The 22349-nt window shown below is 64.6% G+C and carries 14 protein-coding genes and 1 riboswitch; of the genes, 7 read left to right on the forward strand and 7 right to left on the reverse strand.

Going from position 1 to position 22349, the window contains the following annotated elements; translation table 11 throughout:
- Positions 1 to 70: 70 nt before the first annotated feature.
- Positions 71 to 3085, forward strand: coding sequence for a ligand-binding sensor domain-containing diguanylate cyclase (locus tag NDY25_RS15475; RefSeq protein WP_168958264.1), 3015 nt, complete (start codon positions 71 to 73; stop codon positions 3083 to 3085).
- Positions 3086 to 3088: 3 nt separating this feature from the next.
- On the opposite strand, the gene NDY25_RS15480 is transcribed toward NDY25_RS15475, so the two are convergent.
- Positions 3089 to 3973, reverse strand: a complete 885-nt coding sequence (locus NDY25_RS15480; protein ID WP_168958265.1) for a LysR family transcriptional regulator — start codon at positions 3971 to 3973, stop codon at positions 3089 to 3091.
- A gap of 119 nt (positions 3974 to 4092) precedes the next feature.
- On the opposite strand from NDY25_RS15480, the gene leuC reads away from it, so the two are divergent.
- From leuC to leuB, 4 genes are all read left to right on the forward strand, one after another.
- The gene (gene leuC / locus NDY25_RS15485; protein WP_168958266.1) at positions 4093 to 5541 is read left to right on the forward strand and encodes a 3-isopropylmalate dehydratase large subunit; all 1449 of its coding nucleotides are present in this window, start codon (positions 4093 to 4095) and stop codon (positions 5539 to 5541) included.
- 66 nt (positions 5542 to 5607) lie between these two features.
- Positions 5608 to 6255 carry a 3-isopropylmalate dehydratase small subunit gene (leuD, locus tag NDY25_RS15490; protein ID WP_168958267.1) on the forward strand — a complete coding sequence of 216 codons (648 nt, stop codon included), beginning with the start codon at positions 5608 to 5610 and terminating at the stop codon, positions 6253 to 6255.
- Positions 6252 to 7037: a class I SAM-dependent methyltransferase gene (locus NDY25_RS15495; RefSeq protein WP_168958268.1), complete on the forward strand. Its 786-nt coding sequence runs from the start codon at positions 6252 to 6254 to the stop codon at positions 7035 to 7037. The genes leuD and NDY25_RS15495 overlap by 4 nt, the downstream gene beginning before the upstream one ends.
- Before the next feature lie 37 nt (positions 7038 to 7074).
- Positions 7075 to 8148, forward strand: a complete 1074-nt coding sequence (gene leuB / locus NDY25_RS15500; RefSeq protein ID WP_168958269.1) for a 3-isopropylmalate dehydrogenase — start codon at positions 7075 to 7077, stop codon at positions 8146 to 8148.
- A 700-nt stretch (positions 8149 to 8848) separates the two neighbouring features.
- On the opposite strand, the gene NDY25_RS15505 is transcribed toward leuB, so the two are convergent.
- The 5 genes from NDY25_RS15505 to ilvC all read right to left on the reverse strand — a co-directional run bounded on the left by NDY25_RS15505 (position 8849) and on the right by ilvC (position 14623).
- Complete coding sequence (locus tag NDY25_RS15505) at positions 8849 to 10411, reverse strand: 2-isopropylmalate synthase (RefSeq protein WP_023905033.1); 1563 nt, start codon at positions 10409 to 10411, stop codon at positions 8849 to 8851.
- Positions 10408 to 11478, reverse strand: a complete 1071-nt coding sequence (locus NDY25_RS15510) for a threonine dehydratase (protein WP_228996136.1) — start codon at positions 11476 to 11478, stop codon at positions 10408 to 10410. The genes NDY25_RS15505 and NDY25_RS15510 overlap by 4 nt, the downstream gene beginning before the upstream one ends.
- A 138-nt stretch (positions 11479 to 11616) precedes the next feature.
- A complete protein-coding gene (locus NDY25_RS15515) occupies positions 11617 to 11874 on the reverse strand; it encodes an ACT domain-containing protein (protein WP_006451059.1) in 258 nt (85 codons plus the stop codon).
- Entirely contained in the window at positions 11858 to 13579 is a 1722-nt protein-coding gene (gene ilvG / locus NDY25_RS15520; protein ID WP_256627551.1) for an acetolactate synthase 2 catalytic subunit, read from the reverse strand. Before ilvG ends, NDY25_RS15515 begins: the two co-directional genes overlap by 17 nt.
- A gap of 42 nt (positions 13580 to 13621) precedes the next feature.
- Positions 13622 to 14623, reverse strand: a complete 1002-nt coding sequence (gene ilvC / locus NDY25_RS15525) for a ketol-acid reductoisomerase (RefSeq protein WP_168958271.1) — start codon at positions 14621 to 14623, stop codon at positions 13622 to 13624.
- A gap of 645 nt (positions 14624 to 15268) precedes the next feature.
- Between ilvC and ggt the strand changes: the two genes are divergently transcribed.
- Together ggt and NDY25_RS15535 are read left to right on the forward strand one after the other, a co-directional pair.
- Positions 15269 to 16978, forward strand: coding sequence for a gamma-glutamyltransferase (gene ggt, locus NDY25_RS15530; RefSeq protein ID WP_256627552.1), 1710 nt, complete (start codon positions 15269 to 15271; stop codon positions 16976 to 16978).
- A gap of 80 nt (positions 16979 to 17058) precedes the next feature.
- Positions 17059 to 18897 (forward strand): methyl-accepting chemotaxis protein, encoded by a 1839-nt coding sequence (locus NDY25_RS15535; RefSeq protein ID WP_168958273.1) that lies wholly within the window; start codon positions 17059 to 17061, stop codon positions 18895 to 18897.
- A gap of 270 nt (positions 18898 to 19167) precedes the next feature.
- On the opposite strand, the gene NDY25_RS15540 is transcribed toward NDY25_RS15535, so the two are convergent.
- Complete coding sequence (locus NDY25_RS15540) at positions 19168 to 21939, reverse strand: TonB-dependent receptor (RefSeq protein ID WP_168958290.1); 2772 nt, start codon at positions 21937 to 21939, stop codon at positions 19168 to 19170.
- Positions 21940 to 22243: 304 nt separating this feature from the next.
- Positions 22244 to 22341, forward strand: a riboswitch (TPP riboswitch).
- The last annotated feature ends 8 nt before the right edge of the window (positions 22342 to 22349 follow it).

The raw sequence follows: 22349 nt of genomic DNA on the forward strand, positions 1-22349 counted from the left end.
TGATAGATTGACTGACGGTACGTCGGCGTATGTCGGCGACCTTCAGACGGGACGGACGAGGGACGAAAGCGTGGACAGGGTCGGGGCGCAAACGCATACAGGCTGCGTCCGCAGCAGGTACGTGCTGCGGATCGGGCCGTTGTGGCCGTCGCTGTGGCGATGCGCGTTGCTGTGCTGCGTGCTGCTCGGCGCCTGGCCGGCCTTCGCCCAGCCGCTCAAACACACCGCGTATCACACCGTCACCCGCTGGAGCATGGACGACGGCCTGCCGCACAACCTGGTGCATGCGGTGGCGCAGGGCGAAGACGGCCTGATCTGGCTCGGCACCTGGGAAGGGGTGGCGCGCTTCAACGGCCGCGATTTCACGGTCTACGACCGTCAGAACACCCCGGGCGTCGAGCTGGGCGGTGTATTCGTGGTGGTGCGCGACAGCACCGGCGGGATGTTGTTCGGCACTGCGTTCGATGGGGTCTACCACTATCAGGACGGCCACTGGCAGCAACTGGGCGATGCCTCCGCGCGGCATCTGGCGGTGAGTGCATTGCTGCGGCGTGCCGATGGCGCGTTGTGGGTGGGCACCCCGCAGACGCTGTACCGGATCGAGGCCGATGGGCGGGTGGTCGATGTGGGCCGCCAGGCCGGGCTGCCGCGTGCACGCGTCACCGCGCTCTCGGCCGACGACGACGGCGATCTGTGGGTGGGCACCGAGGTCGGGCTGTATCGCCTGCCGCAGGATGGCAGCCCGGCAACCGCCTGGGGCAAGGCGCACGGCATGCGCGATGCGCCGGTGCGACGGCTGGCCAGCGACCGCGAAGGCGGTTTGCTGGTGGCTGGCGACGACGGGGTGTGGCGGTGGAGCCGCGGCGGCGGCCTGCAACGCTTCCGTCAGGGCCAGCGCGTGGATTCGTTGTTGTTGGATCGACGCGGGCATCTATGGATGAGTCTGTCGACCGGGTTGCTGGTGGTGCATAGCGGCGCGGCCGATCCGGACGAGCAGATCGCCATTTCCGGTGTGGCCAGCCCGGCCCTGCTGGAAGATGCCGAAGGCCTGATCTGGGTCGGCAGCACACACGGCTTGTTCCGGGTTGCCGAAGGCGCCGCGCATGGCGTCACCCACGAGGACGGCCTCACCTCCGATTACGTGCGCAGCGTGTTGCAGACGCCCAATGGCACGGTGTGGGTGGGCAGCGCGGTGGGCCTGGACCGCTGGCGCGGCGAGCAGATCAGCCGGGTGTCGTTGTCGCCCAGCGAGGGCGGGCGCGTGCTGGAACAGTCGGTGCTGGCGCTGGCCGACGCCGGCGACGGCGGTGTGTGGGCCGGCACCTATAGCCAGGGCGTGGTGCGTCTGGATGCGCAAGGCCGCGTGCTGGTGCGCATCGGTGCAGCCGAGGGCTTGCCGTCGATGTCGGTGCGCGCAGTGCTGCCCGACGGCGAGGATCTGTGGATCGGCACCACCGCCGGGCTGGTGCGTTGGCGCAACGGCAAGGCGCGCCACTACACCGCCGCCGACGGCGTGCCGGACGGTTCGGTGCAGGTGCTGTATCGCGATGCGCAGGGGATTGTGTGGAGCGGCACCGATCGCGGCATGACCGCGCTGTCGCCGGACGGCAGCACCCGCGCATGGCTGGGCGAGCAGGATTTCCCCGGGCAGAACGCGTTCGACTTCCTGCGCGATGCCAATGGCGATCTGTGGATCGCCAGCGATCGCGGCCTGTTGCGCTTGCGCGGAGAGACATTCCGCGTCTACGACCACCGGGTCGGGCTGCCGCGCGACAAGGTGTTTCGGGTGATCGACGACGGCCGCGGCTATTTCTGGTTGTCGAGCAACCATGGCGTGTTCCGCATCGCGCGCAGCGATTTCGACCAGCTCGATGCGGGCACGCGCGACCAATTGAGTGTGGAAGTGGTGGATCGCAGCGACGGCATGCCTGGCAATCAGGGCAACGGCAGCAGCGCGCCGGCCGGCTGGATGACACAGTCCGGGCAGCTGCTGTTTCCTACCGCAGCCGGGCTTGGCGTGATCGACCCGGCGCGCGTGGGCACCTTGCAAGGCCATCGCTTGCCGATCGTGTTCGAGCGCCTGCTGGTCGATGGCATGGTGCAGCCGTTGAACGACCCGCATCGATTCGGCGCAGACACCCGGCGTATCGCCATTGGCTATGCCGGGTTGAATTTTCGTGGGCCGGACAAGGTGCGTTATCGCTACCGGCTGGAAGGCTTCGATCCGGAATGGGTGGATGCCGACAGCGCCATCGAGGCGATCTACACCAATCTGCCGCCGGGCCGTTTTCGTTTCCGTGTGCAGGCGATGTCGCTGCCGGTGGACTGGCGGCAGACCGCGTTGCTGGGCGAATCCAGCCTGGTCATCGAACTGGCGCCGCCATGGTGGCGGCGTGGCGAAGTGATCGCGCTGGGCATCCTTGGCCTGGGCAGTGTGATCTACATGTTTTATTTATGGCGCACGGCCAGTTACCGCCGACGGCAGCGTCAGCTCAACACCGTGATCGACCGGCGCACACGCGAGTTGAGCGACAAGAACCTCGCACTGCAGCAGGCCAGCCAGGAGCGCGAAGCGTTGATGCGTCAGCTGGAGTATCGCGCCAGCCACGACGTGCTCACCACGCTGCCCAACCGGCGCGAGGCCGAGCGCGTGCTGCAGCAATGGTTCGACGAAGCGCGCGCCGGTGGTGCGGCATTGGCGTTGGCGCTGATGGATATCGATCACTTCAAACGCATCAACGATGCCTACGGCCATGAGGTCGGCGATGCGGTGTTGTCTGCGATTGGCGAGGCGTTGAGCGAACACGATCAGGCACAGTGCTTTGCCGCCCGGCATGGTGGCGAAGAGTTCTTGCTGGCGGCCATCGGCCTGGACGCGGCGCAGGCGCGCGCGCTGTTCGAGCGCATGCGCCAACGGCTTGCAACGATCGATGTCGACGCGCAGGGCACCACCGTGCGTTGCACCGCCAGCATGGGCATGGCGATGAGCGATGAAGCGCCGAGCCGGCGCGAATTGCTGGCATTGGCCGATCGCCGTCTGTATCAGGCCAAGCGGCAGGGGCGGGATCGCTTGGTGGGGCGGTGATGTTTACAGCTGCCCCTGATCCGCCTGCGCATGCAACAGCGCAACAAATGCCTGCGCGGCACGCGACAAGGTGCGCCCGCCATGTGTCACGCAACCCAGCTCACGCGACAGCGCGACATCGGCCAGCGGCAGCGCCACGATCTGATGATCGATCATGCGCTCCGGCAACACGCTCCAGGCCAGGCCCACCGACACCAGCATCTTGATCGTCTCCAGATAATTGGTGGTCATGCGCAGGCTCGGCACCAGCCCGCGCTCGGCGAACAGGCCGGCGACGATGCGATGGGTGAAGGTGCCCGGGTCCGGCAGCACCGCAGGGTGCGCCACCACATCCTCCAGCGTCACTGCGCGCAGTGACGCCAACGGATGATCCGGCGCCACCACGAACTGCAGGCGGTCATGCCAGATCGGCCGCGCGCGTAGCGGCGCACGCGTGTCTGGCGCCAGCGTGGTCACCGCCAGTTCCACCTCTCCGCGCAGCACGGCTGCATAGGCCAGTTCCGAATCCAGGAGCTGGATGTCCAGCGCCGCCTGCGGATGTTGTGCAGCAAAGCCGCGCAACAACGCGGGCAGACGGTGCAGGCCGACATGGTGGCTGGTGGCCAGGCTCAGGCGCCCGCCGACCGCCGCACCAAGGTGTTCCAGCACGCGGCGGGTGTCCTGCAGCTCGGCCAGGATGCGTTGCGCGCGTGGCAACAAGGCCTGGCCGGCTTCGGTCAGCACCACCTGGCGGCCGAGGCGATCGAACAGGCGTGCAGACAATTGCCCTTCCAGCAAGGCGATGCGCTTGCTCACCGCCGGTTGGGTGAGGTGCAGCGCCTCGCCGGCGGCAGAGAAGCTACCGCTCTCGGCAATTGCCACGAACGCGCTGAGGCTGCCCAGGTCCATTGCTATTCCTGAAATTCATTTGTTGAATAAACAATATGAATTTGCGTTATCCAAGGCAAGCTCCTAGCATCGAACTCAGCCAGGTGGGCCACCCACCATCCGCCAATCGGGTTGCTGCAATGACTGCCAAGACGCTGTACGACAAGTTGTGGGAACTGCACGAGGTCACGCGCCGTGACGATGGTTCGTCGCTGATCTATATCGACCGCCACATCCTGCACGAAGTGACCTCGCCGCAAGCCTTCGAAGGCCTGCGCCTGGCCGGGCGCAAGCCTTGGCGCATCGACGCCAATATCGCCACGCCCGACCACAACGTGCCGACCACGCGTGCCGAGCGTCAGGGCGGGCTGGAGTCGATCACCGACGCCGTCTCGCGCCTGCAGGTGCAGACCCTGGACGAGAACTGCGACGACTTCGGCATCCTCGAGTTCAAGATGAACGACGCGCGCCAGGGCATCGTGCATGTGGTCGGCCCGGAGCAGGGCGCCACCTTGCCGGGCATGACCGTGGTCTGTGGCGATTCGCATACCTCCACGCACGGCGCGTTCGGCGCGCTGGCGCATGGCATCGGCACCTCGGAGGTCGAGCATGTGCTGGCCACGCAATGCCTGATCGCCAAGAAGATGAAGAACATGCAGGTGCGGGTGGAGGGCACGCTGCCGTTCGGCGTGACCGCCAAGGACATCGTGCTGGCGGTGATCGGCAAGATCGGCACCGCTGGCGGCAACGGCCATGCGCTGGAATTTGCCGGCAGCGCGATCCGCGACTTGTCGATCGAAGGCCGCATGACCATCTGCAACATGTCGATCGAAGCCGGCGCGCGCGTCGGCATGGTGGCGGTGGACGACAAGACGATTGCCTACGTCAAAGGTCGCCCATTCGCGCCCAAGGGCGCCGACTGGGACGCGGCGGTCGCGTTGTGGAGCACGCTGGTGTCCGATGCCGATGCGCACTTCGACACAGTGGTGGAACTGCGCGCGGAAGACATCAAGCCGCAAGTCAGCTGGGGTACCTCGCCGGAGATGGTGCTTGCGGTGGACCAGCAGGTGCCGGATCCGGCCGCCGAACAGGATCCGACCAAGCGCGACTCGATCGAGCGCGCGCTGAAATACATGGGCTTGCGGGCAAATCAGCCGATCACCCAGATCCATCTGGATCGCGTGTTCATCGGCTCATGCACCAACTCGCGCATCGAAGACCTGCGTGCGGCCGCTGCGGTTGCCAAGGGCCGCAAGGTCGCTTCCACCATCAAGCAAGCATTGGTGGTGCCGGGCTCCGGTTTGGTGAAAGCGCAAGCCGAAGCCGAAGGCCTGGACAAGGTGTTTCTGGACGCCGGCTTCGAATGGCGCGAGCCGGGTTGTTCGATGTGTCTGGCGATGAACCCGGACAAGCTGGGCAGCGGCGAGCATTGCGCTTCCACTTCCAACCGCAATTTCGAAGGCCGCCAGGGCGCCGGTGGTCGCACCCATCTGGTCAGCCCGGCGATGGCAGCGGCTGCTGCGGTCAGTGGTCACTTCGTTGATGTGCGTGAGCTTGGGGATTTGGGAGTGGGGATTCGGGATTCGTAAAGACCGGTCTGCGCATTCCAGCTTTTTCGAATCCCCAATTACCAATCCCTAATCCCGGCACTCCTAATGACCCCTTTCACTCAACACACCGGACTAGTCGCGCCGCTGGATCGCGCCAACGTCGATACCGACCAGATCATTCCCAAGCAATTTCTCAAGTCGATCAAGCGCACCGGTTTCGGCCCGAACCTGTTCGACGAGTGGCGGTATCTGGACATCGGCGAGCCTGGTCGCGACAACAGCCAGCGCCCGATCAACCCGGAATTCGTCCTCAATTTCCCGCGCTATCAAGGCGCCAGTGTGTTGCTGGCACGCGAAAACTTCGGCTGCGGTTCCTCGCGCGAGCACGCGCCGTGGGCGCTGGACGAGTACGGCTTTCGCGCAGTGATTGCACCGAGCTTTGCCGACATCTTCTTCAACAACAGCTTCAAGAACGGCCTGCTGCCGATCGTGCTGGCCGAAGCGGAAGTGGATGCGCTGTTCCAACAATGCCTGGCGACCGAGGGCTATCAACTCACCGTGGATCTGGCCGCACAACGCGTGCGCCGCACCGATGGCGTGGAATACAGCTTCGAGATCGATGCCTTCCGCAAGCACTGCCTGCTCAACGGGCTGGACGACATCGGCCTGACCTTGCAGGACGCCGATGCGATCGGCCGCTTCGAACAAGGCCATCGCGCGCGTCAACCGTGGTTGTTCGGCGCACTGCAATGAACTCGGTTGCCAACGCCACCGATGCGGGAGCGCAGCGCGCGCATGTCGCTGCGCAGTTCGGGCCGCAGGCGCAGGCCTATCTGCATAGCGACGTGCATGCGCAAGGCGCTGAATTCGCCGAACTCCGCGCTGGTCTCGCCGGTCATCGCAACGGCCGATTGCTCGACCTGGGTTGCGGTGCCGGGCATGTGAGTTTCCAGCTGGCGCCGTTGATGGCCGAGGTGGTGGCCTATGATCTGTCTGCCGACATGCTCACCGTTGTGGCGGCCACCGCCGCCGAGCGTGGGCTGACGCAGGTGCGCACCATGCAAGGTATCGCCGAGCGCTTGCCGTTCGAGAGCGGCAGCCTGGATGCTGTGGTCAGCCGCTACTCGGCGCACCATTGGAGCGACCTGGGACAGGCACTGCGCGAAGTGCGGCGCGTGCTACGTCCAGGCGGGATTGCTGCCTTTATCGATGTGGTGGCGCCTGGGCTGCCATTGCTGGACACGCACCTGCAGGCGATCGAGCTGCTGCGCGATACCAGCCATGTGCGTGACTACGGCGTGGCGCAGTGGTTGCAGATGCTGGGCGATGCCGGCTTGCAGGTGCAGCGTCATCATTGCCAACGGCTGCAGCTGGACTATCTGAGCTGGGTAGACCGCATGCGCACGCCGGAGGTGTTGCGCGCGGCCATTCGCGCATTGCAGAACGCGGCGGTGGACGAGGTGCGCGACTACTTTCAGATTGCCGCCGATGGTTCCTTCAGCACCGATGTGCTGGTGGTATGGGCCGCACGTTGATTTTCAGGGCGCTAAGGCGCCAACTCACGAGGATTGCATGAGCAAGCAGATTTTGATTCTTCCCGGTGACGGCATTGGTCCGGAGATCATGGCCGAAGCGGTCAAGGTGCTGACGCGGATCGATGCGCAACATGGCCTGGGCTTTACCCTGGTTTACGACGAACTGGGTGGCGCGGCCTACGACAAGTACGGCAGCCCGCTGGCCGACGAAACGCTGGAGCGTGCGCGCGCTGCCGATGCGGTGCTGTTGGGCGCGGTCGGCGGGCCGCAATGGGACACCATCGATCCATCGCTGCGTCCGGAACGTGGGTTGCTCAAGATCCGCTCGCAGCTGGGTTTGTTCGCCAACCTGCGTCCGGCGCTGTTGTATCCGCAGCTGGCCGATGCCTCCACGCTCAAGCCGGAGGTCGTTGCGGGGCTGGATCTACTGATCCTGCGTGAACTCACCGGCGGCATTTACTTCGGTCAACCGCGTGGTACGCGCACGCTGGAAAATGGTGAGCGTCAGGCTTACGACACCTTGCCGTACAGCGAAAGCGAAATCCGTCGCATCGCTAAGGCCGGCTTCGAGATGGCGCGTTTGCGCGGCAAGAAGCTGTGTTCGGTGGACAAAGCCAATGTGCTGGCATCGAGCCAGCTATGGCGCGCGGTGGTGGAGGAAGTCGCGAAGGATTATCCGGACATCGCGCTATCGCACATGTACGTGGACAACGCGGCGATGCAACTGGTGCGCGCACCCAAGCAGTTCGACGTGATCGTGACCGACAACATGTTCGGCGACATCCTGTCCGATCAAGCATCCATGCTCACCGGCTCGATCGGCATGCTGCCCTCGGCCTCGCTGGATGCCAACAACAAAGGCATGTATGAGCCGTGTCATGGCTCGGCACCGGATATCGCCGGCAAGGGCATTGCCAATCCGCTGGCGACCATCCTGTCGGTGGCGATGATGTTGCGCTATACCTTCGCGCAGGCCGCCGCTGCCGATGCGATCGAGCGCGCTGTCGGCAAGGTACTCGACCAGGGCCTGCGCACCGCCGACATCTGGTCGGAAGGCACGACCAAGGTCGGCACGGTCGCGATGGGTGATGCGGTGGTTGCTGCGCTGTAAAGCTTTGGTTGGGTGTATCGTTTTGTCGAAGTACTGGCGGTCATCGTCCTGTTTGGGCGATGGCCGTTTTCGTTTTGGGCTTATCGATGGCGCGGTGCCGCATCCAGTGGCAGGACACGCCGTGAATCCGTCCGTGGAGGCTCAGTGGCGGCATCCATGCCGCCACATGGTCCCGCCCCTGGACGCGACACCGCGCTCCCAATATCACTGCCGCTGATCGGCAAACAATACCTTTTGTAGGCGTAATGCCTACGGATTCCGCAGTCGATAGTCGATGCAGCTTTTCGTCTATCGCTTTGCCATGATTCCGCCAGCGAAGGGCGCGCTCCAAAGCATGATCAATCAACCAAGTAACGCTTCTCCTTCAGCCACCAACAATATTCGGAGGTGCTTGCGCGCGTACCGGCGTGGGACCTTACGCGGCATGGATGCCGCGTAAGAGCCTACAAGGACGTACTTGCGGCGTGTCCCACGCCGGTACGCGCGCAAGCGCCCGCAGTGATCGAGGCATTTGCACGAAGCCGGCAGACGTCGTGCGTGGGATTGGTCGATGCGGCACCGCGCTCCCACTCTTCGCGGCTGCTGATCGGCAAGCAATGCATTCTTAGAAAACGTTCAAATCACCAACCACCAAAAACCAAGACGGCCAGCAGATCACTCCGCCGGCCGTAAGATTTACATCGTTTAGCAGATGACAGCGCTACGCCACCGCAGCCGTCTTACCGGCAACCACGCCACGCTGGCGCTGACGCAACAGGCGATTGGCCACATCCAACCACGCCAGCGCGCTGGCTTCGATGATGTCCTTGCTGGTGCCGGTGCCTTCGTATTCCACGCCGTCGTGGCGCACGCTCAGGCTGGCTTCGCCGCGTGCGTCCGCTCCGATGCCCACGCTGTGGACTTGATAGCTGTCCAGTTCCAGCTTCACACCGGTGGCCGAGGCCAGCGCACCGAATAGCGCATCCACCGGGCCATTGCCTTGCGCGGTTTCGGCAACACGATTGCCTTCTGGATCGGACAACTCCACCAGCGCATTGGCGCGGCTGCCGACATCGCTGATGGTCATCGAGGCCAGGCGGTAGCCTTCCTGCACGGTGGCATCCTGCATCAAGGTTTGCAGATCGGCGTCGGTGACCACGCGCTGCTTCTCGCACAATGCCTTGAACTGCTCGAAGACCAGCTTGACCTCGTCTTCTTCCAGCAAATAGCCCAACGCGCGCAGACGCTGCTCCACTGCCGCACGGCCGCTGTGACGGCCCAGCACCATCTGCGAGGACTCCCAGCCCACGTCTTCCGGGCGCATGATTTCGTAGGTACCGCGATGGCGCAGCATGCCGTGCTGATGGATGCCCGACTCGTGCGCGAACGCATTGCCGCCGACCACCGCCTTGTTGCGCTGCACCGGCATGCCGACCAGGCGCTGCAGCAACTGCGAAGTGGACACGATGCGCGGCGTGTTGATCTCGGTATCGATGTTGTAGAACGCACCGCGCACCTTCAGTGCCATGGTGATTTCTTCCAGCGCGCAGTTGCCCGCACGCTCGCCGATGCCGTTGATGGTGCATTCGACCTGACGCGCGCCGCCTTCGATCGCCGCCAGCGAGTTGGCCACCGCCAGACCCAGATCGTTGTGGCAGTGAGCGCTGAAGATGACGGTGTCGGCCCCTTCCACGCTGGCGATCAGGCGCGAGAACATGCCGCGGATTTCTTCGGGCGTGGTGAAGCCCACCGTGTCCGGCAGATTGATCGTGGTGGCACCGGCGGCGATCGCCACGCGGGTGACCTCGGCCAGGAAATCCTCTTCGGTACGGGTGGCATCTTCGGCGGAGAACTCGACATCGTCGATGTAGCCACGCGCCAGCGTCACATGCCTGTGCACCGATTCCAGCACCTGCTCGCGGCTCATGCGCAGCTTGTGCTCGCGGTGCAACGGGCTGGTGGACAGGAACACGTGCAGGCGCGGATTGGCGGCTGCTTCCAGTGCACGTGCGGAGGTTTCGATATCGGCCTGCAGGCAGCGCGACAGCACTGCCAGCGTGGGGCGGCGCAACTCGCGGCCGATCATCGCGACGGCTTCGCGGTCGGAATGCGAGCTGGCCGGGAAGCCGGTTTCGATGATGTCCACGCCGAGCTCGTCCAGCGCGCGCGCCATCACCAGCTTTTGCTGGGGCGTCATGCTGCAGCCGGGGGATTGCTCGCCGTCGCGCAGGGTGGTGTCGAAAATTCGGATACGCGGGGTCTGGTTGGATACGGTCGTGTTCACCAGGAAGACTCCTCTACGGCGATGGCGGTGACAGGCGTTGGAGCGACTGCGGATGGGCGGGAAAGAACGGGTGTTTCGGGAAGTGACTTGGCGCTGCGTTCGTTGCGCAGTCGCTCGGTATTGCGACGGCGCGGCTTGCGTGGCGGACGCGGCCGCACCTCGGACAAGAGGGTGGCCAGCACAGTTGCGTCGATATTACCGCCAGAGACCACTGCACATTTGCGTTTGCCTGAAACGCGACGACCGGCGGCCAAGGCGAGTGCCCCGGCACCCTCGGCGATGACGTGTTCTTCCAGCGCCAGACGCACCAGGGTTTCGCGTAATTCGGCCTCGCGCACGATCACCACATCGTCGAGCAGACTCGCGCATAAACGGCGGGTCAGGAAGCCGGGAATCTTGACCTTCACGCCGTCGGCCAGCGTGGGCACCGGGGTGATTTCGCGGAAGTCGCCGCGCACGGCGCGCGCCATCGAGTCGACGCCCTCCACCTGCGCACCGACGATGCGCACGCCTTGCGATTTCAGTGCCAGTGCCACCCCGGAGGCCAGCCCGCCGCCGCCGATCGGCACGATCACCACATCCGGCGCATGCGCGGCCAGTTCGATGCCGACCGTGCCTTGCCCGGCAATCACGTCCGGGTCGTCGAAGGCCGAGAGAAAGCGGTAGCCGTTCTGGTCGGCCAGCTCGCGCGCAAACGCAAACGCCTCGTCGTAGCTGTTGCCATGCTGGCGCACGGTAGCGCCCCAGTGCGCGACACCGGCAATCTTGGTCTGCGGCGCGCCGTACGGCATCACCGTGATGGCCTGCACGCCCAACCGATACGCCGACCACGCCACCCCTTGCGCATGGTTACCGGCCGAGGCGCAGATCACCGGGCGCTCGTCGCCGCGTTCCAGCCCGGCCAGCAACGCGTTCAGTGCGCCGCGTACCTTGTAGGAGCCGGTGCGCTGCAGGTTTTCCAGCTTCAACCACACACCGAAGCGCTCTGCGTAATGCAGCGGCGTGGGCGACAGGTATTTGCGCAGACGCGCCTGCGCAGCCAGCACGTCGGCCACGCTGATGGCCACGTCGCTTACGTCTGGCTCCTGCGAAGAGGGGCGGCCGGAATCAGGCATTGCGGCACGCGCGCGGCCAATCCGGAAGAAGACACCTCCGGACAGCGATCTGATGGTCACGCGAGGTCTGCGTGCTCGAGGTCTGCGTGGTCATGCGGCGGCCTCGACCGATTCCAGCGCAGTGATCACCACCGACTCGCAGTCGTACACCTTTTCCAACTGCAGGCGCAGCGTTTCCGGTGGGCGCGTGCTGTCCACGTCCAACTGCAGATGCCAGCGGCCGGCATCGTCGGGCGCGGCGGCGCCCTGGATGGCGCACGGGCGGAAGCCGCGTCGCTCGGTCATGCCGAGCACCCGCACCAGCGCGCCTTCGGCCGGCTTCAGCACCAGATCAAGCCGGTAACGCATGTGGCGTCTCCTTGACCGCATGTGCGGGATTGCTGTCCAGCATGGTGCTGTTGGCATTGTTGGGTGGCACCAGCGGCCACACATTGGCACGCGCGTCGATGCTCACATGCAACAGGCCGGGGCCGGGCTGTGCCAGCAGCTCGGCCAGTGCGCCATCCACATCGCCGCGCGCGATGATGCGCTTGGCCGGGATGCCGAACACCTGCGCCAGCGCCGCAAAATCCGGATTGTCGGATAGATCGATTTCGCTGTAGCGCTCGGCGAAGAACAACTCCTGCCACTGCCGCACCATGCCCAGCGAGCTGTTGTCCAGCAACACGATCTTCACCGGCAGCTTGCAGCGCGCGATCGTCACCAGCTCCTGCACGTTCATCATGAAGCTGCCGTCGCCGGAGACCAGCACCATGGTGCGGTCGGGGCAGGCGAACTGCGCGCCCATCGCCGCCGGCAGGCCGAAGCCCATGGTGCCGAGTGCGCCGCTGGTGAGGTGATTGCGCGGATCGTTGAAGCGGCAATGCTGCGCCACCCACATCTGATGCTGACCCACATCGCAGGCGATGATGGTGTCGGCCGGGGCCACTTCGCTCAGGCGCTTCAGCAACGCCGGTGCGTAGATGTCGGTGCCGGGCGCGTCGTAGCGCGCACCGAATTTTTCGCGGTTGGCAAAGCAGCGCGTGCGCCAGGCCTGGCAGTTGCCGCGTGCCGCACTCAGGGCTTTCAGACTCAGTGCCACATCGCCGGGCACTGCGATGTCGGCAGTGCGCAGCTTGGAAATCTCATAGGCGTCGGCATCCAGATGGATGACGCGTGCAAACGGAGCGAACTCGCTCAATTTGCCGGTGGCTCGGTCGTCGAAACGCGCGCCCACGACTACCAATAGATCGCATTCCTGGATCGCCATATTGGCCGCACGGGTACCGTGCATGCCCAGCATGCCCAGGTAATCCGGATGCGCGTGCGGCAACGCGCCCAAACCGCGCAAGGTCAGTGCGGTCGGGATGCCGGTGGCTTCGACAAACCGCCGGAACGCGTCCACCGCGCCTGCCAATGCAATCCCGCCACCGCCGTACACCACCGGGCGTTCGGCGCTGGCGATGGCGGCCAGCGCTTCGGCCAATTTCGCATCCGCCGGTGCCGGCGGCGGCAACACCGCTGCCGGTACGTGATCGGGCAGATGCGACGCATCGGCGATCTGCACGTCCTTGGGCAGGTCGATCAAGACTGGCCCGGGACGGCCCTCGCGCGCGATGCGAAACGCTTCGCGCACGATCTGCGGAAGTTCCTCCACCCGCCGTACCAGAAAGCTGTGCTTGACGATCGGCATGGTCATGCCGAACACATCCAGTTCCTGGAATGCATCAGTGCCCAGCAGGGGCGTGGCGACCTGGCCGGTCAGGCACACCATCGGCACCGAATCGAGCATCGCATCGGCGATGCCGGTGACCAGATTGGAGGCGCCCGGGCCGGAGGTGGCCACGCACACGCCGACCCGGCCGCTGGCACGGGCGTACCCGTTGGCGGCCAGGGCGGCGCCCTGTTCGTGACGGACCAGGATGTGCTTGAGCCTGGAATCCACCAGGGCGTCGTAGAACGGCATGATGGTGCCGCCCGGATAACCGAACAGCGTTTCCACGCCCTCGGCTTCCAGGGCCTGCGTCAGCCAGCGCGCGCCATTGCGGGGCGTGCTGTGTGCGGAGGTGTTCATGCGTTGCGGACCTTCGGTGTTAGCGGTGGGGGTGCGGCGGCATTACGCCGCTTGTTGATTCGCAGGTGCGGCAGCGGCCTGTTGTTCGCCGTTGAGCCACGCCATCTTGGCGCGCAGCTTCTTGCCCACTTCCTCGATCGGGTGCTCCAGATCGGCCTGCTTGAACTTGGTGTAGTTCGGCAGGCCGGCTTCGTATTCGGCCACCCAGTTCTTGGTGAAAGTGCCGTTCTGGATGTCGGTCAGCACGTCCTTCATGCGCGCCTTGGTGCTGGCGTCGATCACGCGCGGGCCGCTGACATAGTCGCCGTATTGTGCGGTTTCGGACACGAATTCCAGCATGCGGGTGATGCCGCCTTCGTAAAACAGGTCCACGATCAACTTCAGTTCGTGCAGCACTTCGTAGTACGCGATTTCGGGCTGATAGCCGGCTTCCACCAGCACTTCGAAACCGGCCTGCACCAGCGACGAGGCGCCGCCGCACAGCACCGCCTGCTCGCCGAACAGATCGGTCTCGGTCTCTTCCTTGAAGGTGGTCTTGATGATGTTGGCGCGCGCGCCGCCCAGGCCGCCGGCATAGGTCAGTGCGAACTGCTCGGCCTTGCCGCTGGTGTCCTGATACACCGCATAGATGCACGGCACGCCGCGGCCGATTTCATATTCGCGACGCACCAGCGCGCCGGGGCCCTTCGGCGCGACCAGTACCACATCCAGATCGGCGCGCGGTTTGATCATGTCGAAATGCACGTTCAGTCCATGCGCGAACAGCAGGCAGGCGCCTTGCTTCATGTTCGGTGCGATGACCTCTTCGTAGAGCTTCTTCTGCACCATGTCCGGGGTCAGGATCGCGACCAGATCGGCGGTCTTCACCGCCTCGGCCGGCGCCACGACGGTGAAGCCGTCGGCCTGGGCCTTGGATTCGGTCGGGCCACCGGCACGCAGGCCGACAGTGACGTCGAAGCCGGAATCGCGCAGGTTCAGCGCATGCGCGCGGCCCTGGCTGCCGTAGCCGATGATCGCGATTTTCGGTTGGATGTCGTTGCTCATGGAGTTAAGTCCTTGCGGGGTTGGCAGTGGGAAAGAAATCAGCCGGCAGTGGAGACACTGGCCGGCCGAACAAAGCGGGGATGGACGATGGCACTGGCCATGCAGGCACATGCACCGGTGCAGTTGCCGGCGCGGGTGGTGCAGATGGCGGCGATGTCGGTGATGTCGTTCATGTCATTCGAAACTTTTGGTGGTCCCTGAAACGCGAAACCCCGCGCCGTTGCCGGTGCGGGGTCTGATCGAAGCCTTGTGTGTCTGTTGCCTACACGAAGTCTCGTCCCGCAGCGGTTGGCGAGGTAATAAGTACGAGCACGAGAAGCGACGCTGCCAATGCGCCGGAGGGCGCGGACACTGGGGCGTTCGAGGTGGTGTGGCGGTGCGGCATGGACTGAGATAACCATCGCCGCAGGTGAGGTGTCAACCCTTGCGCGTGAAACGGCCGCGTCCATGTGCAAGTTGTCGTGGGAAACCCCATTGCAGCAGCATGGTTACCGCTGAAACCGGATCGATGCAGGGTAGTGAGGATCGATGCAAGTCACTAAATGCGCGGCATTCGCGCTGCCGAACAATGGTGATCGAACGAGGCGGCGTGCGCCGCTGGTATGGTTGGCGACTCATTCTGCTGTGTCATGGAGGCCGCCTGTCATGCGTCGCGTACCTGTCCTGTTGGTGTCTGCTCTGGTGCTGCTCGCGCCGCCTCTCATCGCCGCGGACCGCATCACCGGGCAGCCGTTTGCGACCCGTTCGGAAGTCATCGCCCCGCATGCGATGGCGGCCACCTCGCAACCGCTGGCCACCCAGATCGCGCTGGATGTGATGAAGAACGGCGGCTCGGCGGTGGATGCGGCGATTGCCGCCAACGCCGCGCTGGGCCTGATGGAGCCGACCGGCAACGGGGTGGGCGGGGATCTGTTCGCCATCGTCTGGGACCCCAAGACCAGCAAGCTGTATGGCTACAACGGCTCGGGCCGCTCGCCCAAGTCGCTGACCCTGGCCGAGTTGCAGCGTCGCGGGCTGAAGGACATCCCGCCGACCGGCCCGCTGCCGGTGTCGGTGCCGGGCGCGGTGGACGGCTGGTTCGCGCTGCACGAGCGCTTCGGTCGCAAGCCGATGGCACAGAACCTGGCCCCCGCCATTCGCTACGCCCGAGAAGGCCATCCGGTGGCCGAGACCATCGCCTATTACTGGGACCGCTCGGTGCCACGGCTGTCGCAATACCCCGGTTTCAAGGAGCAGTTCACCATCGACGGCCACGCCCCGCGCAAGGGCGAGCTGTGGAAGAACCCGAACCTGGCGAACACGCTGCAGCAGATCGCCGACGGCGGCCGCGATGCGTTCTACAAGGGCGACATCGCGCGCACCATCGGCGCCTATTTCAAGGCCAATGGCGGCTACCTGAGTTACGAGGATCTGGCCAGCCACACCGGCGAGTGGGTGGAGCCGGTGTCCACCAACTACCGCGGCTACGATGTGTGGGAATTACCGCCCAACAGCCAGGGCATCGCCGCGTTGCAGATGCTCAACATCCTGGAAGGCTACGATTTTTCCAAGATTCCCTTCGGTTCGGCCGAGCATGTGCACCTGTTCACCGAGGCCAAGAAGCTGGCATTCGCCGACCGCGCGCGTTTCTATGCCGACCCAGCGTTCCAGCCGGCGCCGTTGGCCAGGCTGGTCTCCAAGGACTACGCCGCCCAGCGCCGCGCGCTGATTTCCATGGACAAGGCGCTCAAGGAAGTGCAGCCGGGCACGCCTAAACAACTGGAAGAGGGCGACACCATCTACATGACCGTAGCCGATGCCGACGGCATGATGGTGTCGCTGATCCAGTCCAACTACCGCGGCATGGGCAGCGGCACGGCCCCGCCGGGGCTGGGCTTCATCCTGCAGGACCGCGGCGAGATGTTCGTGCTGAAGAAGGACCACCCGAACGGCTACGCGCCGGGCAAGCGGCCGTTCCAGACCATCATCCCCGCCTTCGTCACCAAGGACGGCAAGCCATGGCTGAGCTTCGGCGTGATGGGTGGGGCGATGCAGCCGCAGGGGCACGTGCAGATCGTGATGAACCTGGTGGACTTCCATATGAATCTGCAGGAAGCCGGCGATGCGCCGCGCATCCAGCATGAAGGCTCCACCGAGCCGACCGGCCAGGCCACCGCGATGAGCGACGGCGGCGAGGTCAATCTGGAAACCGGCTTCTCCTACGACACCATTCGCGGGTTGATGCGCAAAGGCCACCGGGTGATCTTTGCCGACGGGCCGTACGGCGGGTATCAGGCGATTGCGCGCGACCCGGCCAACGGTGTGTATTACGGCGCCTCGGAAAGCCGCAAGGACGGGCAGGCTGCCGGTTACTGATCGAGCGCTTGCGGGTGCGTCGGGCCGCTCAACTCCAGCCGCAGCGGGCCGCTAATGATCGTGATGGATTAGGAATTCCCATGAGCTCGATGCAACCGCCTGACCTGCCGTCGCAAACCCGCGCGGCGCTGCTCCCCGATGCGCCGGTCGCCTTGCTGCGGCTATCGGCCGAGGCGTGCGTGGTGGCCTGCAACCGCGCCGGCCTGGACGTCCTGGGCAAGACCGCCAGCGAGCTGCAAGGCGTGCCGGCCTCGGTGTTATGGGGCTTGAGTGCAGCCGATCTAGTCGGCGAAGAGGGCGTGTGGGCCGCCCCGGGCGACGACCCGGCCCGGCGCGTGCGCTATGTGCGCGACCGCGAGCACGGCGGCTGGATGCTGTCGCTGCCGCATGTGGAAACGGCCATTTTGCTGCGCGAAGCCACCCGCCTGGCCGAAGACAGCCGGCCGGTGCCGATCTCGCCGCTGCTGCAGCCGTTGGTGGCACGCCTGCAGGCCGAACACGAAGACCGCACTGTGCTCGAGCGCACCGCACAGGCGCTGGCCGGCTGCGAGCTGGAACTGTTGTTGCCGCCCGGTCTGGCGGAGACCGACATGGGCCGTCGCCTGCAGGCCGGCTTCGGCAATCTGGCCGAGGCGATCCGCCAGGCAGTGGCGTTGTCGGTGCAGATCGCTGCCGAAGTGCCGCCGCTGGTGGCCGAGAACGACGAGATGGTGCGCCAGTCGCAGGCACAGACCGAAGCATTGGACGGCGCCCGCACCGCAGTGGAACGGCTGTCGTCCAGCCTGCAGGACGTCAACGCGGATCTGGCGCAGGTGATTGCGCTGGCCGCCAGCGCCGACGACAGCGCACGTCAGGGCGTGGCTGCCGCCCATGCGCTGGGCCAGGCCATGCACGAAGTGGAACGTCGCGCCGCGCGTGCCGGCGAGGTCATTGAGGTCATCGACTCGGTGGCGTTCCAGACCAATATTCTCTCGATCAACGCCAGCATCGAAGCGGCGCATGCCGGCGATGCCGGACGCGGGTTTGCGGTGGTCGCCACCGAGATCCGCCGCCTGGCCGAACGCGCCGCCGCTGCAGCACGTGACGTGCGCGCGATCCTGGCCGAAACCAGTGCCGCAGTGGGCGAGGGTGCCGCCTCCGCACGCGGCACCGAAGCGGTGCTCGATGGCATCACTCGCGTGCTCGGCCAGGCCAGCAGCGCGATGACCACGGTGGCCGGGCGCATCCAGGCGCAGGACAGCGAGATTCGCGGGATCGAAAGCGCCGTGGATGGCGTGGTGGCGCTTGGCCGCAGCAATCTGCAGCACGCCGCACATGTGGCCGAACGCAGCGAAGCGTTGGAGCGCGGTACCGAAACCCTGCGCGATTGCGTGGGCCTGTTCCGCTTGCCGGCCGACCCGCTGAAGGTGCCCAGGCACGCCCGCGTCAAGGAACTCGCCGTGGCAACGGCTGGCCGCATCGGTACCGCATTGGCGCAGGCCATCGCACGCGGCCAAATCGACGAAGCCTCGCTGTTCGCACGCACCTACACGCCGATTGCCGGCGTGGAGCCGCCCAAGTTCAGTACCGATTTCGACGCGCTGTGCGACGAGGTATTACCGGCCTTGCAGGAGCCGCTGCTGGATGCGCACCCGTGGATCGTGTTCGCCATCTGCGCCAATCCCGACGGTTACGTGCCCACGCACAATCTGCGCTTCACCCAGCCGCTGACCGGCGATCCCAAGCGCGATCTGGTCGGTAACCGCACCAAGCGCAAATTCACCGACCGCGTCGGCCGCAGCGTCGGCGCGCACACCGACCCGTATCGCCTGCAGGTCTACCGCCGCGACACCGGCCAGATCATGTTCGACCTGTCGGCGCCGATCTTCGTCGGCCGCAAGCACTGGGGCGGTCTGCGGGTGGGCTATACGCTGGAATGACGTGGCCCGGTAGCTGGAGTCTGCAGGCACGCTCCCAAAAAAGCCGCCGAAAATCGGCGGCAGGGGAGAGAGAGCAGGTTTCTTGTTTTAGTGACTCCAGGCTAGCGGTGCGATGTGCCGTGGAAATGTCCTCGCATGCCGCCATCGCCGTGCTGCGTGCCAAGTGGCCGCTTGCGTGTCAGCGCTGGCATAAACACAACGACGCCCGAAGGCGGCCGTTGTGACGACACACATGTCCAGACAGCGGATTAGCGCGTCAACGGCGGCGGATCAGAAGCGCTGGGTGTATTGCAGGTAGCTGTAGCGCCCCGGGATGGCGTAGGCCGAATCGAACGAGTTGGCAGACGCGCTGAGCGCCACCGGCGGGTCGCGGTCGAAGACGTTGTTCAAACCCACACGCACGGTCGCATTCCACGGCAGCTGGTAAGACACCTGCATGTCGTTGAACGCAGTCGCCGCAACGTGGCGATAGTTGCCGGCGTCATCCAGTTCCGAGTCGTCGTCCCGCATGCCCGAGTAGTAACGCACGGCCCAGTTGGCGGCCAGGTTGCCGTAGCTCCAGTCCAGGGTGAGCGTGCCGCGCGTGCGCCAGTTCGGGTTATCGGTGTGGTAGATGCCGTTGTAGCTTTCCCATGCAGAGGTGTCGTCCTGCTTCTGCTCGTTGACGGCCACGTAGGTCGAATCCAGGGTGAGCATGAACTGGCCGATTGCGGTTTCCGGCAGCTTGTAGCGTGCGGTGAAGTCGTAGCCTTGCATACGCTGCTCGCCGACGTTCACCGGCTGGATCACCAGGCCGGTGATGGCGCCGGTGGCATCGCGTGTGACCAGATCGCAGAACGCCGAGACATTGAATTCGTAGCACTGCGAGAGGATCTGATTGGCGCTGAATTCGGTGATGGCATCGGTGATCTTGATCTTCCACCAGTCCAGCGACAGATCCAGGCCTTGCACCGCGACGGGGCTGTAGACGAAACCGAGCGTGGTGTTCTTTGATTTTTCCGGCTGCAGATTGGCGTTGCTGGTGTAGGTGAACGGATAGATGGTCTGGCCGGAGTTGCCGTTGGCGCTGTTGTATTCGGCGACGTAGTTGGCCGGCACGCCACCGGCCGCACATGCTGCGGCGATCGTGCTGGTGTAGGACGTGCTGTTGGTCGAGCAGGGATCCGAATACGTATCGAAGCTGTCCGACGCGCCCAGGTACAGATTTTCGATCGATGGCGCGCGGAAACCGGTGGCGTAGTTGCCGCGAATCAACAGGTCGGCGACAGGTTTCCACTTGAAACCGAACTTGCTGTTGGTGGTGCTGCCGAAGGTGTTGTAGTCGGAGTAACGCACCGCTGCGCTCAACTCTAGCAATTGCGCCCCGGCCATATCTTTCAATAGTGGAATCGCCACTTCGGTGTAGTAGTCATTGAGCGTGTACGCGCCGGAAGTCGGGGTGAACGCATTGCCCGAGGTATAGCCGGCTGAGATCAACGCATCCGGCGAGGAGAAGCCGCTTTCTTCGCGATGTTCGAAGCCGGCCGCAAAGCGCATCCAACCGGCGGGAAGTTCGAACAAGTCGCCGGTGATGTTGGCGGTCACGCTGCTGTTCTTGTACTGATAGGTGTTGTGGGCGGTGAACAGGATGTAGTCCAGCATTTCCTGGGTCACGCCACCGGCCGGCGACAAGGGATTGAACGGCACGCAGCCGGTGATCACCGCGCCACCACTGTCCAGGCACGACAAGGTGCCGTTGACGATGCCGGATGCACCGAGTGCATTGCCGAGGTTGAGCAGATTGACATCGCCATACTGCGTTTCGGTCTGGTCGGTCTGGTTGTGTGCAAAGCCCACGTCCCAACTGAATTGCCTGTCCGCGAATTGGAAGTCGCCTTCCAGCCCGGTATAGACGTGCGAGGTCTTGACGTCCTGCTGATAGGTGCGCGCGAACTCGGTCAGCCGGTGCGACCAACCCACAGCGCGGCCATCGCCGCCATAGGCGCTGTTGTAGGGGTTGTAGTAACTGTCGCCACTCATCAGGATGCCGGTGTTGACCGAGGCCAGCGGAAAGCCGGCCAACTGCTGCGAGGATTGGCGGCGGTTGTAGAGCCCGTCGAACTTGAAACGCACGTTGTCGGTGAGTGCGTAGTTGCCTTGCACATAGAGCGCATCGCGCTTCTGTGGCGTGACCAGATAATTGTCCTTGGCGTAGTTGTAGCCGTACTCGGAGGTGTTGAAGGCGGTGTATTGATCCAGTCCGTAGCGTGGGTACTTGCTGTCGCCGCTGGCGGTTGCGCTGCCGGGCAGCACCGTCCACGCACCGCTGTTGCCATCTGCACGTAGACGGCCGCTGGCCGAATAGCTGCTGTAGGCGGACGAACCGGCGCCGTACACCGGCTCGGCCGAGATCTCGCGGTCGCCTGCCATCACCGCATCTTCGGTGACGCTGGACAGTCCGATCACCAGATTGCCGCGCTCGCTGGTGGCGCCCACGGTGGCATCGAACGAAGTGCGCTGCCCATCGCCCTGACCATACTGGCCGACATAAGCGTTGACTTCGGCACCATCGAAATCGCTGCGCGTGATGATGTTGACCACGCCGGCAATCGCATCGGAGCCATAGATCGACGAGGCACCGTCCTTGAGCACCTCCACGCGTTCGACGATTGCCGAGGGAATGGTGTTGAGATCCACCGAGCCGGACAGGCCCGACACCCAACGCCGCCCGTTGACCAGTACCAGGGTGCGCGATGCGCCGAGATTGCGCAGGCTCACCGTGGCCGAGCCATCGCCGCCGTTATTGACGGTGGAGTTCATCGTCGCGCCGTTGGAGGGAATGCGCTTTAGCACATCGGCCACCGAGGTGAGGCCCTGTTTTTCGATGTCCTGTCGCGTGAGCACCAGCACCGGTTGCGAATTTTCCATATCGACCGAGCGGATGCGCGAGCCGGTGACTTCGATCTTGTCCAGGTTGGTCGGACTCTTATCGGTCTCTTCCTGGGCCACCGCACTATTGGTGACGCACAGGCCAATGGCGATTGCGAGCGAACCCCGACGCAGGGTCGGGTGGAGCATGGGCATATTCATGTGTACGGCAGTTCCCGGTAGAGGAGGAGACGAGGCGATTCCCGTTGAATGACACCGCCGTGGCATGCGATTTCATCTGCATGACACGAAGGCTTAGCGGGAATTTAACGAGCGGGTGTCACCACCGTTTTTCGCGAATCGGCGTGTTGTTGCGGCGCAACGCGCGCAATGCGTGGACGCGCCATGCAGTGCCGGTGCATCGATGCGCGTGTGCCGCATTGACCTGCGATGACGTGCGCGGACACATGCCGCGAGCGGGTGCGATGTGGTTTAATCGCCGCCGAAGTGGGGGTACCGCAGCGCGCTGCGGTTGAGATAGTCCCTTCGAACCTGATCCGGTTGATACCGGCGTAGGGAAGCTTCGTTAGATGCGATGGTCCGTG

Origin of the sequence: Xanthomonas hortorum pv. pelargonii (assembly GCF_024499015.1) — a bacterium.
In the GTDB taxonomy this organism is placed as follows: domain Bacteria; phylum Pseudomonadota; class Gammaproteobacteria; order Xanthomonadales; family Xanthomonadaceae; genus Xanthomonas; species Xanthomonas hortorum_B.

Coding starts and splice junctions, on each gene's coding strand:
- NDY25_RS15480 (WP_168958265.1), bottom strand. CDS start 3,973: ATGGACCTGGGCAGCCTCAGCGCGTTCGTGGCAATTGCCGAGAGCGGT.
- leuC (WP_168958266.1), top strand. CDS start 4,093: ATGACTGCCAAGACGCTGTACGACAAGTTGTGGGAACTGCACGAGGTC.
- leuD (WP_168958267.1), top strand. CDS start 5,608: ATGACCCCTTTCACTCAACACACCGGACTAGTCGCGCCGCTGGATCGC.
- NDY25_RS15495 (WP_168958268.1), top strand. CDS start 6,252: ATGAACTCGGTTGCCAACGCCACCGATGCGGGAGCGCAGCGCGCGCAT.
- leuB (WP_168958269.1), top strand. CDS start 7,075: ATGAGCAAGCAGATTTTGATTCTTCCCGGTGACGGCATTGGTCCGGAG.
- NDY25_RS15515 (WP_006451059.1), bottom strand. CDS start 11,874: ATGCGTTACCGGCTTGATCTGGTGCTGAAGCCGGCCGAAGGCGCGCTG.
- ilvG (WP_256627551.1), bottom strand. CDS start 13,579: ATGAACACCTCCGCACACAGCACGCCCCGCAATGGCGCGCGCTGGCTG.
- ilvC (WP_168958271.1), bottom strand. CDS start 14,623: ATGAGCAACGACATCCAACCGAAAATCGCGATCATCGGCTACGGCAGC.
- ggt (WP_256627552.1), top strand. CDS start 15,269: ATGCGTCGCGTACCTGTCCTGTTGGTGTCTGCTCTGGTGCTGCTCGCG.
- NDY25_RS15535 (WP_168958273.1), top strand. CDS start 17,059: ATGAGCTCGATGCAACCGCCTGACCTGCCGTCGCAAACCCGCGCGGCG.